We start from the raw sequence: 13,826 nt of genomic DNA, 5'->3' as shown, positions 1-13,826 counted from the left end.
AAGATGCTAGAAAATGGCGATCAGTCTACCCGTTAATCTAACTCGTTATGCTTAAAATTAGGTTAAGCTGAGTGAAATTAGCCAATTATCAACAGTTTCGAGCTTAAGTTTCGAGCTTAAGTTTCGAGGCTATTAGAGTACAAACAACCCAAGTCAGATCAGTGCCGTTGGGAAAATTGCCGCACTCTTGTAAAAACAAGGATTCACAGAAAATAACTACCGCTATTCAATAAAATTTGCTCAGAAAAAAATTAAGTATAATCTAAACTAATAATTCAAGCAAGCAATTCTCAGGCGATCGCTTAAACCTTCCCGGAAAAATCTGGATTGGCTGGATGGTTATATCAACCACTTACGGAAGCATAACCAATCAAATTAAAAAATCTTGGCTTTGACTAAGGTTCAGCATTCAATTGCAGAAAATATTCACACGGTTATTCACACGGTTAGTCCAAAAAACAGCGATCACCCAAAACAACCCATAAACAGGTTCAGACATGATCAAACAACAGTCAGAAATCTCAGCGAAGAAAGCGATCGCGCAAAAACTTTTTTCCCAAATTTCCAATCTCTGCTTCCAACTCAACCTGGATGGCAAAATTATTGGCTGTTATCTAGAAAATGAGGCGGATCTGCCCATATCACCCAGGGATTTTTTGGGGTTATCGATTTCGCATTTATTTCCCGAAAGCATTTGGCAAGAACTTTTAAAAGAGATATTCCTGATGAGTCAAAATCAGCAATTAAGAATACTGCGATATTCTTTAAATAGATTACATGGTTTTGACCCCACACCACAAAACTATGAAGTGAGATTAATTCCCGGTATGGGCAGTGAATTGTCAGAATGGGTGAATTTGAATACAACTGAACATCCTTCAGCACTCAACACCGGTGGCAAAGACTATGTGATTGCCTTCATATCTAATATTACAGAACAACAGCAAGCAATTAAAAAAATCCAACAAAATAACCAAGATTTAGAAAAGGCTCTCTCTGACCGTACTTATGCATTGCGCCTTGCTAATGAACAACTATGGGAAACAATTTTTGAACTACAAAAAGCTCAAATTGCTTTGGATATTCAAGCAGAGCAATTCAATCTGAGTAGTTATAAAGATCGAGTAGGTTTGTGGGATTGGGACTTAAAGGAAAATATAATTTACATGGATCCGATATTAAAGTCTTTGCTGGGTTATCGGGATGAGGAAATCGGCAATAATTGGGATGATTGGCAAGCAAAAATTCATCCGGAAGATGTCGATCGCCTCTATGGTGCTTTATCTGACTATGGCTTGGGTGAAACTGACCAGTTTGAAGTGGAATATCGAATGTTTCACAAAAATGGCACAATTCGTTGGTTTTTATCGAGGGGCAGCGCGATTAAGCGGGACAAACTTTTGCCCGATCGCCTGATTGGAAGTAATACGGATATTACCGATCGCAAAGCGATTGAAGAAGCTTTGTCTGAAAGCGATCAACGATTTCGCAGCATTTTTAACCAAGCCGCTATTGGCATTGCCCAAGTTAGTTTAAATGGACAATATTTGCAGGTTAACCAAAAGTTATGCGAAATTTTAGGCTATTCCGAGGAGCAATTGTTAGGGCAAAGTTTCTTAAAGTTTGTTTATAATGAAGATGTAGAAAAAGGAAAACATCAAATCAAGGCAATGGTCAGGGGAGAGATTTCTACTTACTCGTTTGAGCAACGTTATCTCCATCGAAATCGTCAGGTGGTTTGGACAAATATTACGGTGTCTATCGTCCGGGACGTTTCTGGGCAACCGAAATATTTTATTCAAGTCGTCCAAGATATTAGCGATCGCCGCAAAGCGGAATTTGCCCTGGAATATAGCGAAAGTCGTTATCGGGCGATCGTGGAAGACCAAACAGAACTGGTCTGTCGCTTTTTCCTCGATGGCACCTTAATATTTGTGAATGATGCTTATGCCAATTATTTTCATCAGTCTTATAATGAACTAATCGGCACCAGTTATTTTTCTTTACTTCCCGATGCCGAACTGCAACTTCATCAACAAAGTTTAGCGGAAATTACCCCCGAAAATCCGATTAAAACTCTGGAATATTCCCTGAATCACCCGAACGGTAAAGTTTGTTGGCAACAGTGGAATATTCGCGGTTTTTTCAGTCCAGAGGGAGACCTGCTGGAATTCCAAGGAGTCGGACGAGATATTAGCGATCGCGTGCAAGCGGAAGCCGAACGCGATCGGTTTTTTAGTTTATCTTTAGATTTGCTATGTATTGCCAGTTTTGATGGCTATTTTAAGCGGCTCAATCCCGCTTGGACGACTACCCTAGGCTACAGCATTGAAGAGCTTTTAGCCAAACCTTTTGTTGAATTTTTTCATCCCGACGATCGGGCTGCGAAATTGGCTGAATTTGAAAAATTAAAACAAGGAATTAGCAGCGCTTACTTTGAAAATCGTTATTTATGTAAAGATGGATCTTGTAAATGGATCGCTTGGAGTACGGTTCCCTTTCCCGAAGAAGGTTTAGTCTATGCTGTCGGTCGGGATATTACGGAGCAAAAAAAAGTAGCAGCGCAAATTCAAGCATCTTTAGAAGAAAAAGAAGTGCTACTGAAAGAAATTCACCATCGAGTCAAAAATAACTTACAAATTGTTTGCTCTTTGCTAGAACTCCAGTCTCAGTTTAGTCGGGATGCACAAATGATTGCCATGTTCAAAGAAAGTCAGGCACGCATTCGTTCCATGTCTCTGGTTCACGAAATTCTTTACCAGTCTAATGACCTGGGAAATTTAAATTTTAGTGAATATATCCGAGAAATTTCTCTAAATTTATGTATTTCTTACGGCTATAGTTCAAAAAATTTGCAGATTCAGTCTCACCCAGAGACAATTTTTATTAATCTTGACACGGCGATTCAATGCGGCTTGATTCTGAACGAATTATTAACAAATGCTTTTAAATATGCATTTATTGAAAAACAATCTGCTAAAATTAAAATAGAACTTTATCTTTTAGATTCTGGTAAAATGTTGTTAGTTGTTGAAGATAATGGCATCGGATTACCGGGAAGTTTTAATGTTGAAAATACTCAAACATTAGGGTGGCAGGTAATCCGTGCTTTGGCTCGAAAACTGAAAGGAGAGCTAAGAATTGTATCAGAAAAAGGAACAAAAATTATTTTAAACTTTTCAAAAGTTCAACAAAGATCCGCCAAAAGTATTTCTTAACCTCAGTCTAACTTATCTCTTAGGAATCTCTAAAAATGATTAATTCAAAAATTTTAGTTGTTGAAGATGAAATGTTGGTAGCAGAAGATATTGCGGGACGATTAAGACGTTTAGGATATGAAGTCACGGATATCGTTGAATCGGGAGAAGAAGCGATTCTCTCTGTGTTAAATAATCCCCCGGACTTAGTGCTAATGGATATTGTCTTAGCTGGGGATATGGATGGGATCGAGACGGCGGAAACCATTCGCCAACATAAACAAATCCCGATTGTATATCTCACTGCTTATGGGGATAAAAAAACCTTAAATCGTTCTAAAACCACCGATCCTTATGGCTATGTTGTTAAACCTTTTGACGAACAACAGTTAAATACCACCATTGAAATTGCTTTAAATAAATATCAAGCAGAAGATAAAATTCGTAAATCTTTGGCTGATTCAGAATCCGCCCGTAAACTGGCGGAAGAAATCGTCGAACTTAAGAATCAGTACATTTCTATGATTTCTCACGAGTTGCGCCAACCCATTTCCCAAATTCTGCTGTCCGCAGAAACCTTAGAGTTAAGCCACGAAAAATTTGACGATCGCAAAAAAGCTCAATACCTTCAGTTTATTCAAAATGCCGCTGAGAACATGGAAGAAATGGTGCGGGATATGCTCTTTCTAGGTCGTTCAGAAAGTGGACATTTTCAGGTAAAACGGCAAATTATTAATCTAGAAATTTTCTGCCAAAACCTCATCAAGCAACTGCAAATTAGCCCTGATCAAAGTCCCGCTCAAGAGTCTCAGATTATTTTGGCGATCGCCCCGGATATTTCTTCTCATCTATTATTAGATAAGCAATTACTCGATCGCATTCTCACCAACTTGCTCTCCAATGCCATTAAATATTCTCCTGATGGAGGTAATATCTCCTTAGTATTTTATCTGGAAAAAGTGGCTACAACCGCAGATTTTTCCAGTTTAATTAATCCTGATGATTCTCATAAAAATAGCATTTATGAACAACTAATTATCCAAGTTCAGGATAGTGGTATCGGCATTCCAGAAGCAGACATTGAGCGATTATTTGAACCCTTCCATCGATGCAGTAATGTGCAGCAAATTAAGGGGAATGGTTTGGGACTCTCGATTGTGAAAAAAGCAGTGGAATTGCAAGGCGGAAAGATTAGCGTTCAAAGTGAAGTAGGATTGGGTACGACATTTACGGTCAGCTTACCTCTAATTCGGGGATAAATGATTATGCTTTGTAAATGCTTTTTGAGTAATAAAACAGGCATATAAAAATCATAGTTAAGATAAATTATGGTTTGACAAACCACAACCCTGGGGGTGATTGTAACCGTTCACTGAGAAATTGCAAAGGCGCGATCGCCTCTTCTTCTAATTGTTGCACCGGATTTCCTTGTTGGGCTATGGGAAAAACCAGTAAATCCCGGAGTCGCTGAATCCGATTAATTCTCTCCTGATTTATTTGCAGGGGAAATAGCATATTATTCGCTTGACAATTAGACTGCCAGTCGGACACCCAACAAACCACTAGGGAATTATTGACTCGACCAGTTTTTAAGAATAAATTGTCTAAAGGATTTTCCACCTGGGCAACAATTCCATTTAACTTACCCGCTACACTTTGGCAACGGTTCGTGGGTTGGAGTAATTCCGGTGGCCACAGAATCATCGGTTGCGGAATGGAGGTGTTGCCATTGCTTACCCAAGTGGCTAAACCCGCGTCATATTCTAAACAACCAAAGACTAAAGATGGGGATAATTCCGCTGGTAATGGTAAACCCCATTCATGGTTTTTCACGGCTAATTTATTACTTAGGGGGTTGCCCCGAATTTGATTATTACTGGCAATTTCTGGGTCAGCAGCAGACAAACTAAGTACGCCATATTCTCGATTATTTTCAATGATATTACTGTTTAATTTAGGATGAGCTTGTTCCGTCAAAATCAAGCCAATGCGATGGCCGTCAAACTGGTTTTGGGTGAAAAATGGTGCCGCATTGCCCGCGATCACCACCCCAAATTCACTATTTTTAAATATATTGCCATGAATTTCTCCACCGGCTTCATTGCTGATAGAAATTCCATTGCTGATATTGTCAATAAATTGATTATTGGCGATCGCTGGACTGGCGTTATCTCCAATAAAAATTCCTTCGCGATTATTTTTACTGAAAATATTATCACGAATTATGGGATTGCCTGTTTCCACCCAGATACCTGTGCCATTTCTCAGAGGATTACTCACCGTCACGCCACTAATTTGACTGCGATCGCTGGCGACAATGGTCACATTTTGCTGACCCCAACTCCGAGTCGTAGTAAAGTCACCCCCAACAATTAAAACTTCTCGGATAGCTTCTCGATTATCTTGATTTTGATTCCCGGATTCTGGCATATTGCCTTGCAAAATCACCCCTGTGGGTAGCTTGAGGGGAAAGGTTTCATTACTACTATTATAAATCCCTGGGGCTAAGTTAATTACTGTACCCGGTAGCAATGAACTTTGCAGCAGATAGCTAATACTTTTAACCGGAGTTTCTGGAGTTTTCCCCGCCGTGGCATGATTGGTTCCGGTCTGGGGATTGACATAATAAACAGGCGAGGATTTCTGGGCATTCGCTGCTGCGTTCATCGGATTGCCGCTGTCATTATTTGCCGCATTAACCGAGGTAGAATTGATGCTGGTTTCGGGATTAGGCAATGCTAAGGTTGCATCAAAATTTGGGTTAATTACGGTTCCTAAAACTGTTAATGGCCATCGATCGCCCTGGATGCGATCGCTCTGCCCGCGATACCGTAAACCATATTGAATTATTTCAATACTTACAGGATTTTGATTTAATGGTAAAGAGATTTTTTGGGCAGCAATTTGCGGCAATAAGGGGAAAATTGGCATTCCACAACTGTGGTTTAAATTCATTTCTGGACTGCTGCAACGATTTTCAATGCCGCGTCCTCTGCCATGAATGCCAATTAATTCTCCATCGCCGTTAAAAATTGGCCCGCCACTCATGCCGGATTCGGTTTCATTGGTATATAAAAAACTGTAACCGCCATCAGCTTGAGGCGGATTAACAATTTGACGCAAATTGCCAGAATTGAACAGGCGATCGCGCTGAATATTACCTAAGTTTAATGGGTTTGGCCAACCATTAATAAAAATTGGTTCTCCGGGGTTGGGTGGAGTTGTGGCAATGGGGGCAACCGCATAATCGCGATCGCTGACAAATTTGAGAATGGCTAAATCTAAACCCTCAATAGTTTGACCCAACTCACCAACAAATTTTCCCAAGGGAATAATCCGATCACTCATGGGATTTGCCTCTACATAATACACCGCCCCATCGGGCATCGCGATCGCATGAAATCCCCCTTTTTTGGCTACGACGTGCAATGCGGTCAATACATAATAAGTATTGCTATAATTATCGCCATTTAAATTCCGTTCTCGACCAATAATCACCCCACTGCCTGTTTTGCTACCCGGAATTAACAATCGATCTCCTTTCGCGGTCAAATTCGGACTAATTAATACGGAAACTTGCCACGCGATCGCTTCTACTTCTGTCGCAGTCAAAGCGATAGTTTTAATCGGCGGTAAAGTAATCACTAATACCGCCGTGGTACTCAGTAAAAAACGTAAAAGCGATTGAAGCATTTTTGTGATTAGTTGTTGGTTGGTGGTTGTTGGTTATTGGTTGGTGGTTGGTGGTTGTTAGTTGGTAGTTGTTAGTTGATGATTGTTAGTTGTTAGTTGTTAGTTGTTAGTTTTTAGTTGGTGGTTGTTGGTGGGGAGGGATTCTTTTGGTGGTCGGTGGTTGTTAGTTGTTGGGTAGGGATTCTTTGGTTGTTGAACAAACAACCAACAACAATCAACAATCAACAATCAACAATCAACAATCAACAACCAACAATCAAAGAATCCCTACCCAACAACCAACAATCAACAATCAACAATCAACAATCAACAAAAATTACGGTAATTCAACAAACCATAAACCTAATTCTGGCTGTAAATTTTCACTGACTGGACGCAGAGGGGCGATCGCTTCTGGGCCAACCTCCTGCACCGGATTCCCACCTCCTTGAATAGTAAAACCAATCAAACGTCTCAAAACTTCGGCAGAATTATCGGCATTTTGCTGACTCAGTTTAAACACCATATTTTTCGGCTGACAACTTTCATAAACATCTGTCACCAAACACACCGCTTTATCATTATTCACTCGTCCGGTGGCAAACATCATCTTGTCTAATTTTCCGCCATTAGCAACCACTAACTGATTTAATTTTTCCGTACTTTGGATGCAGCGATTTTCTGGAGCATCAAATTCATAGGTTTTCCAGATGATCATTGGCTGAGGAATTGATGCCATTGACCCTTGAGCGATGGTAGCAAATCCATCCCCATAAGGCTGACAAGAAAAAAAAGTCGCAGCGGTGGTCATTGTAGTGCCGTTCCAACTGTTTGTGGTGCCGTTTGTGCTGCCGTTTGCTTCTGGTAACGGGGGCATTCCTTGTGGTTGCCGAGACACTAGCCAATTTTCCCGTTCATTATTGCGAAAAATGTTATTAGCGGCTACTTCTGGTTCCGCTTGGGCAATTACTGCCATACCATATTCGCTATTATTTTCAATCAAATTACCCTGCAAAGTTGGCCGAGCATTTTGCGTAATTACCAAACCAATGCGGTTTTGCCGAATTTGGTTATTTAAAATTAGTGGGGTAGAATCATGGCCAATTGCCAGAGCAAACCCAGTATCGATAAAAATATTGCCTTTAATTTCTCCACTGGCTTGACGAGTGACGGAGATGCCATTGCCGCCATTGTACATAAACTGATTATTTTCAATTACCGGCGCCCCGGTTCCTGAAACAAAAACTCCTTCGCGATTATTATTGACAAAAGTATTATTCCGAATCAGCGGATTGGTATTTTCCACCCAAATTCCCGTGCCTCTGGTGTTAGGGTTGGTGACAGTAATGCCGCGAATTTCTGTATTTTCATCGGCTAAAATCGTCACATTTTGGGCAGCCCAAGACCGGCTAATATGTTGCCCACCTCCCGTAATCACCACGCCTTCTCCGTGATTGGTTTCCTCGCCGCGAAGTATCACCCCAGGTTTGAGGTTTAAAGGAAACATTTCTCCAGCACTATAGCGTCCGGGGGCTAGTTGAATTACTGTCCCCGGTTGGGCTTGTTCCAAAGCAGCGGTAATCGTTTTTAAAGGATTATTCTGGTCTTTTCCGCTGCTGGCTGAGTCAATCCCCCGCTTCGGATCGACATAGAGAATGGTTTGCTGGGCGACTAGCTGAATTGAGGACAAGTTTTCGGAATTTTGGACAGGGGGAACTGCCCCGGATTGACTCTGTTGAATCTGGAAAGCGGCTATATTGATCAGAGCAAAGCTGGTTCCAAGGAGTCCATATAAGTATTGTTTCATTGAAACGATCTCCTGACTATGGCTAAATGATTTAATAGCAATTTAATTAAATCTTTTGCCTACATTAACTGGCAGTTTTTTCCCGATCAGGATTTTTTGCCTGGAAAAGATATTAATTATGCTATCAATTCATCAGAATTTCTGGGCATTTCTGGGCATTTCTCGGCGATCGCATGACAAAAAAAGCAGTGAGCTTTCCGTAGCAGAAATTAAAATAAACTGGCTCAAAATTTTAAGTTTTGTAAAGATTAATGACATTTTGAAATATATTCAGTAATCGCCTCCTAACTGCTCAAAAAGCACCATAAGCAAATATACTTAATAAGTCAGCGGAAAAAAATACCCCCCAGGAAATTCCCAGGGGGGCTGCGGGTCATGTCGTTACAAAATGTTAAGACATGTACTGAGCAATATAGTCAAAATAAGGGCCTGCGATCGCGGCTTGGGATTCATTCAGTAGTTGTAAGGATGCGTCTTTTAAACAGCGGATTGATTCCACCATTCCGGGCATGGGGACGCCAAGGGCATTGTACATTTCCCGTGCGCCAATTAAACCAATTTTTTCAATGGGATCGGTATCACCGGCAATTAGACCGTAAGTCACCAGACGCAAATACCAGCCAAAGTCCCGCAGACATTGGTTGCGCTGCTTTTGCCCGTAGGCATTTCCCCCAGGAGCAATGAAGTCAGGGCGTTTTTTCCACAGACTCTTACTGGCGCGATCGACAATCTTTTTTTCGTTTTCCGCAAGCATCATGGCAATCTCTAGCCGCATTTCGCCGGTATTAAAAAAGTCTTTGATGCTTTGGAGTTCCCCACTGCTGGGGTAACGCAGATCATCATCTGCTTTGAGAATAACTTGGCTAACTACAGTCATAATTTATCGATGAGGTCTAAAAGATATCTTATGTAGTTTACCGATTCTAGGGAACATAAAGAAAGAGTAAATCAGAGAATCTGAGATTTTTTTTATTTATTGGTTATTTGTTGCTTGTTATTTGTTGTTTGTTACTTAAACTAAATTAAATAACGTATAATTAATGACAAATAACGAACAATAAATCACGAATCAACACAAATGAACAGTAAAAATCAAGATTGGCAAGCATCTGGGCAAGCATCTGGGCAAGCATCTGGGCAAGCAGATTGGCAACAGGGTGCTTTGGTGGAAGTGACGGTCACGGATCTGACCGATCGCGGTGAGGGAGTGGGTCGAGTCGGGGAACGAGTGGTCTTTGTCCCGGATACAGTCCCCGGCGATCGCGCTTGGGTCAGACTGCTGCGAGTCAAAGCGAATTATGGCGACGGCAAATTGCACGAACTCATTGAAGCTTCCCCCCACCGTTGCCGTCCCCATTGCATTGTGGCGGACAAATGTGGCGGCTGTCAGTGGCAGCATATCGACGCGGCTTATCAACGGCAAGCCAAACAAAACCTGGTGATTCAAGCGCTGCAACGCATTGGCGGCATTGCGGAACCCCCAGTCGATCCCGTCCTCACGGAAGCGATCGATGGTTCCCCCTTGGCATCTCTGGGTTATCGCAATAAAGCCAGTTATCCCCTGAGTATTTCCGCTCAAGGTCAGGTACAAGCGGGCTACTACCAAAAAGGCAGCCACTCCTTGATTAATCTGAATCGTTGCCCGGTACAAGACGATCGCCTCAATCCCCTCTTGGCAGAAATCAAACAAGACATTCAGCAACAAGGCTGGTCTATTTATAACGAAGCCCGTCACACCGGCTTACTGCGTCACTTATGTATCCGCATTGGGCGACGTACCGGGGAACAACTGCTCACTTTAGTTAGTAACAGTGAGAAATTGCCCGGAATCAAAGCCCAAGCGGAAACCTGGTTGCAACGCTATCCCCAATTAGTCGGAGTTTGTCTGAATCTGAATTCTAGTCGTACCAATGTCATTTTTGGCCCGGAAACTCGTTGTTTGGCCGGATTGCCTTACTTAAAAGAGAAATATGCCGGTTTAGAGCTTCACTTAAAGGCCGATACCTTCTTTCAAATCCATACGGAAGCCGCCGAAGCCCTATTGCCAATTATCCGCAGAGAATTAAATTTACAAGGCCATGAACTGTTGGTTGATGCCTACTGTGGAATTGGCACATTTACCCTGCCTTTGGCTTCACAAGTGCAGTTAGCCATTGGTATAGAATGGCAATCCGCAGCGGTGGAACAAGCGGAGAAAAATGCTCAGTTAAATCAGGTGAGTAACGTTAAGTTTTATCAAGGTAAAGTCGAGACATTGTTGCCGGAATTGCAGCTTAACCCCGATGTGGTTTTGCTGGATCCGCCCCGAAAAGGGTGCGATCGCGCCGTAATAGAAACCCTGTTAAAAACTCAACCAGAACGCATTGTCTATGTAAGTTGTAAACCTTCAACCTTAGCCCGAGACTTGAAAACTCTCTGTACTGGTGGCTATCAGTTAATTCGCGTACAACCTGCGGACTTTTTCCCCCAAACCTCCCATGTGGAATCCGTGGCTTTTTTGCAGCGATCCACCGGCAGCAATTAATTTTACCGAAACTCCCCAGTAGCATTCTCCCGACTAATTTAGGGAGGATATCTCCCCTGACAACTTGGCGGAAAATTTGCCACGATTAGAAAAAGTCGAGGTAATACTGATGAGCTTTTCTATCCAGTCTCTTTACAATTGGTATCGCAACACAGTCCGCAATCCTAAATACCGTTGGTGGGTTGTCCTAGCTACCGTAGTTTATTTGTTAAGTCCCTTTGACATTTCCCCCGATTTCCTGCCAATTGTGGGACAAATTGATGATATTGCCTTGGCGACTTTACTGATTTCTGAACTATCCCAGATGGCGATCGAATACTTTAAATCCCGTCAGAGTCCCCTGGGGAACAATAAAGTTCCTGGTGTCCATGAATCAGAAAATCCCACCACCAATCCTACCGTCGATGTGGAAACCACTCCCATAGAATAGTTCAAAGGCCAAATCCTGCCGATCTAGAAACCCGGTTTCTTCAAGAAACCGGGTTTCTGCATCAAGAGTCCCCGGAAAAGTTGGATCGGATTGAAATCAGAACCCCTCTAAAGGAGAGAGCGGATGGAAACCAGAACCCCTCAATGGTTGCTACCGTAGTCGCAGGCTTGTATAGAAGTAAAAAATTTATCGCTGCTGACTCTATATATTAATAGTGTCACCACAAGAGTTAGCCCCCAGCCTATCACCCCAATCCCCTGGGAGTAAACCCAGAAAATTTATCCGAGTCAAATCTTAACGATCTTTTCTTATTTTAATAAAAGTGGTATTTTAAGTAAGTATTGACTGCCATCATCTTGCTGATCGTCCACCAAGGGCTTATTTTCTTTTCAAGTAAGACCATTGGTGACTTTTTGCCAATTTCCCGAGAAACCCGGTTTCTTAGAGAAAGCTGGTTTCTGTGATGCCCACCTCATGCCCCCCTTCTGCTGAAAAAAATCAGAATTTTTAGGTCAAATTCCTGGATCTAGAGGTTTTTTTGGTCGAAGGATCCTATGAAAAAAGACTTAGATAATGAAATTTAACGAAATTTTACAAAAATTAGGCGATGCGGCCAACTGTAATAGCTTGAGGAATGATCCGGCTGTCAATCCAGAAATTACTGGAGTGGCTCCCATTGATGATGCCACAAATGGAACATTTAGTTACATCGAAGGTGACAAATTTGTTCCCTTTGTTGCTACCACGGATGCGAGTGCTTTAATATTGCCGATGCTTCCAGAACTGCAAACACAAGCCAGTGCCAGAGGAATGGCTTGGATTGCTAGTGAAGAACCTAGATTATTATTTGCTAAGGTGATTAGTCTTTTATATCAACCTTGGCGACCAAAACCAGGAATTGATCCCACCGCAGCGATCGATCCATCAGCCCAAATTGGTGCAGATGTTTATATTGGTGCAAATGTGTCGATCGCCCCTGGAGTCACCATTGGACAAGGGGTACAGATTTACCCCAATGTGGTAATTTATCCCCAGGTATCCATTGGCGATCGCACAATTTTGCACGCCAACTGCACGATCCATGAACGCTCTTCGATTGGTTCAAATTGTGTGATTCATAGTGGGGCGGTGATTGGTGCCGAAGGATTTGGATTTGTTCCTTCCCCAACAGGTTGGATCAAAATGGAACAATCGGGTCACACAATTTTAGAAGATGGTGTAGAGGTGGGTTGTAATAGTACAATTGACCGTCCTGCTGTCGGACAAACTCGGATCGGTGCCAATACAAAAATTGATAATTTAGTCCAAGTTGGTCACGGTTGTCAGATTGGCAAAAACTGTGCTTTGGCCGCTCATGTTGGGTTAGCCGGGGGAGTTAAAATCGAAGATAATGTTATCCTCGCGGGTCAAGTTGGTGTGGCTAATCGAGTCACAATCGGCTCAGGGGCGATCGCTACCGCCAAGTCAGGAATTCATAGCGATGTTCCCTCTGGGGCGATCGTCTCAGGATATCCGGCAATTCCCAATAAAGTTTGGCTGAAAACTGTGGCAATCTCCAATCGGTTGCCGGAAATTTATCAAGCCTTTAAGCAACTGAAACGCCACTTTAGCGATCGCACCTAAATCCTTTCCCTTGGGTTTTGGGGGTTAACTTTTCGAGCGTTCACCAGTATTCACCCCAGTCTTTCACCCCCTCAGTGCCAAACATAAATCACCCAAACTAGATATCCCATGATTAATCTATACATTGGGCATAATCTTGGGCATATTGGGCGATCGTTCGGAAAATTGTCCGCCTCTATGCAAAGTCCCAAAAAATCCTAGGTAAACCATAATCATTCCGGCTTGAGCCAATTTGAAGGGAGATAATTACACAGATTTCTTCCGCCGATTCGTCAGCAATTTTCCCAAGCCCACGGGAGAGGCGGAAAATTTTGACCCGGATCCGTTGGATTCTGACTGCAACAATTCCGCCTATTTTTTCCCGGCAATTTTTCCCGGCAATTTTCCCCGGCAATTTTCCCCGGCAATTTTCCCGGCAATTTTCCCGGCAATAAAACCCCTCCGTTGGCGATCGCAGTTCTTTTCTGAGCAGTGAGATTTTCCTCCTCGGACATTCTCCAATGCTCAGACCGGAGAAATTTTCTTTTTCCCCGGATAGGCGATCGGCTTTCTTTCCGCAGATGTCCATCAATC

Annotated in this window: 10 protein-coding genes; 6 read left to right on the top strand and 4 right to left on the bottom strand. The window is 42.4% G+C overall.

All coding sequences use genetic code 11. The features are described from left to right. The first annotated feature begins 497 nt into the window (after positions 1 to 497). Both AM228_RS14505 and AM228_RS14500 read left to right on the top strand, forming a co-directional pair. A complete protein-coding gene (locus tag AM228_RS14505) occupies positions 498 to 3,218 on the top strand; it encodes a PAS domain S-box protein (protein ID WP_054466822.1) in 2,721 nt (906 codons plus the stop codon). Positions 3,219 to 3,253: 35 nt separating this feature from the next. Beyond that, positions 3,254 to 4,456: an ATP-binding protein gene (locus AM228_RS14500; RefSeq protein ID WP_054466821.1), complete on the top strand. Its 1,203-nt coding sequence runs from the start codon at positions 3,254 to 3,256 to the stop codon at positions 4,454 to 4,456. Positions 4,457 to 4,523: 67 nt separating this feature from the next. Here AM228_RS14500 and AM228_RS14495 read toward each other — a convergent pair whose 3' ends face one another. Together AM228_RS14495 and AM228_RS14490 are read right to left on the bottom strand one after the other, a co-directional pair. Next, positions 4,524 to 6,890, bottom strand: coding sequence for a DUF1565 domain-containing protein (locus AM228_RS14495; RefSeq protein WP_054466820.1), 2,367 nt, complete (start codon positions 6,888 to 6,890; stop codon positions 4,524 to 4,526). 316 nt (positions 6,891 to 7,206) lie between these two features. Further along, the gene (locus AM228_RS14490) at positions 7,207 to 8,676 is read right to left on the bottom strand and encodes a DUF1565 domain-containing protein (protein ID WP_054466819.1); all 1,470 of its coding nucleotides are present in this window, start codon (positions 8,674 to 8,676) and stop codon (positions 7,207 to 7,209) included. 118 nt (positions 8,677 to 8,794) lie between these two features. Here AM228_RS14490 and AM228_RS32710 point away from each other — a divergent pair, with 118 nt between their 5' ends. After that, positions 8,795 to 8,953, top strand: a complete 159-nt coding sequence (locus tag AM228_RS32710; RefSeq protein WP_156331797.1) for a hypothetical protein — start codon at positions 8,795 to 8,797, stop codon at positions 8,951 to 8,953. A gap of 114 nt (positions 8,954 to 9,067) precedes the next feature. On the opposite strand, the gene AM228_RS14485 is transcribed toward AM228_RS32710, so the two are convergent. Further along, the gene (locus tag AM228_RS14485; protein ID WP_054466818.1) at positions 9,068 to 9,553 is read right to left on the bottom strand and encodes an allophycocyanin subunit alpha-B; all 486 of its coding nucleotides are present in this window, start codon (positions 9,551 to 9,553) and stop codon (positions 9,068 to 9,070) included. A gap of 201 nt (positions 9,554 to 9,754) precedes the next feature. On the opposite strand from AM228_RS14485, the gene rlmD reads away from it, so the two are divergent. From rlmD to lpxD, 3 genes are all read left to right on the top strand, one after another. Continuing rightward, on the top strand, positions 9,755 to 11,200 hold the full coding sequence (rlmD, locus tag AM228_RS14480) for a 23S rRNA (uracil(1939)-C(5))-methyltransferase RlmD (protein ID WP_082348882.1): 1,446 nt from the start codon (positions 9,755 to 9,757) through the stop codon (positions 11,198 to 11,200). 109 nt (positions 11,201 to 11,309) lie between these two features. Next, a complete protein-coding gene (locus AM228_RS14475; protein WP_054466867.1) occupies positions 11,310 to 11,630 on the top strand; it encodes a YkvA family protein in 321 nt (106 codons plus the stop codon). Positions 11,631 to 12,203: 573 nt separating this feature from the next. Then, the gene (gene lpxD / locus AM228_RS14470) at positions 12,204 to 13,253 is read left to right on the top strand and encodes a UDP-3-O-(3-hydroxymyristoyl)glucosamine N-acyltransferase (RefSeq protein ID WP_054466817.1); all 1,050 of its coding nucleotides are present in this window, start codon (positions 12,204 to 12,206) and stop codon (positions 13,251 to 13,253) included. A gap of 175 nt (positions 13,254 to 13,428) precedes the next feature. On the opposite strand, the gene AM228_RS32705 is transcribed toward lpxD, so the two are convergent. Next, a complete protein-coding gene (locus AM228_RS32705; RefSeq protein WP_156331796.1) occupies positions 13,429 to 13,821 on the bottom strand; it encodes a hypothetical protein in 393 nt (130 codons plus the stop codon). Positions 13,822 to 13,826: the final 5 nt, after the last annotated feature.

The sequence above is a fragment of the Planktothricoides sp. SR001 genome (assembly GCF_001276715.1).
Taxonomy (GTDB): Bacteria; Cyanobacteriota; Cyanobacteriia; order Cyanobacteriales; family Laspinemataceae; genus Planktothricoides; species Planktothricoides raciborskii.
Note: the sequence above shows the minus strand (reverse complement) of the source record. Positions and strands in the feature narration are given on the sequence as shown.

Coding starts and splice junctions, on each gene's coding strand:
- AM228_RS14505 (WP_054466822.1), top strand. CDS start 498: ATGATCAAACAACAGTCAGAAATCTCAGCGAAGAAAGCGATCGCGCAA.
- AM228_RS14500 (WP_054466821.1), top strand. CDS start 3,254: ATGATTAATTCAAAAATTTTAGTTGTTGAAGATGAAATGTTGGTAGCA.
- AM228_RS14495 (WP_054466820.1), bottom strand. CDS start 6,890: ATGCTTCAATCGCTTTTACGTTTTTTACTGAGTACCACGGCGGTATTA.
- AM228_RS14490 (WP_054466819.1), bottom strand. CDS start 8,676: ATGAAACAATACTTATATGGACTCCTTGGAACCAGCTTTGCTCTGATC.
- AM228_RS32710 (WP_156331797.1), top strand. CDS start 8,795: ATGCTATCAATTCATCAGAATTTCTGGGCATTTCTGGGCATTTCTCGG.
- AM228_RS14485 (WP_054466818.1), bottom strand. CDS start 9,553: ATGACTGTAGTTAGCCAAGTTATTCTCAAAGCAGATGATGATCTGCGT.
- rlmD (WP_082348882.1), top strand. CDS start 9,755: ATGAACAGTAAAAATCAAGATTGGCAAGCATCTGGGCAAGCATCTGGG.
- AM228_RS14475 (WP_054466867.1), top strand. CDS start 11,310: ATGAGCTTTTCTATCCAGTCTCTTTACAATTGGTATCGCAACACAGTC.
- lpxD (WP_054466817.1), top strand. CDS start 12,204: ATGAAATTTAACGAAATTTTACAAAAATTAGGCGATGCGGCCAACTGT.
- AM228_RS32705 (WP_156331796.1), bottom strand. CDS start 13,821: ATGGACATCTGCGGAAAGAAAGCCGATCGCCTATCCGGGGAAAAAGAA.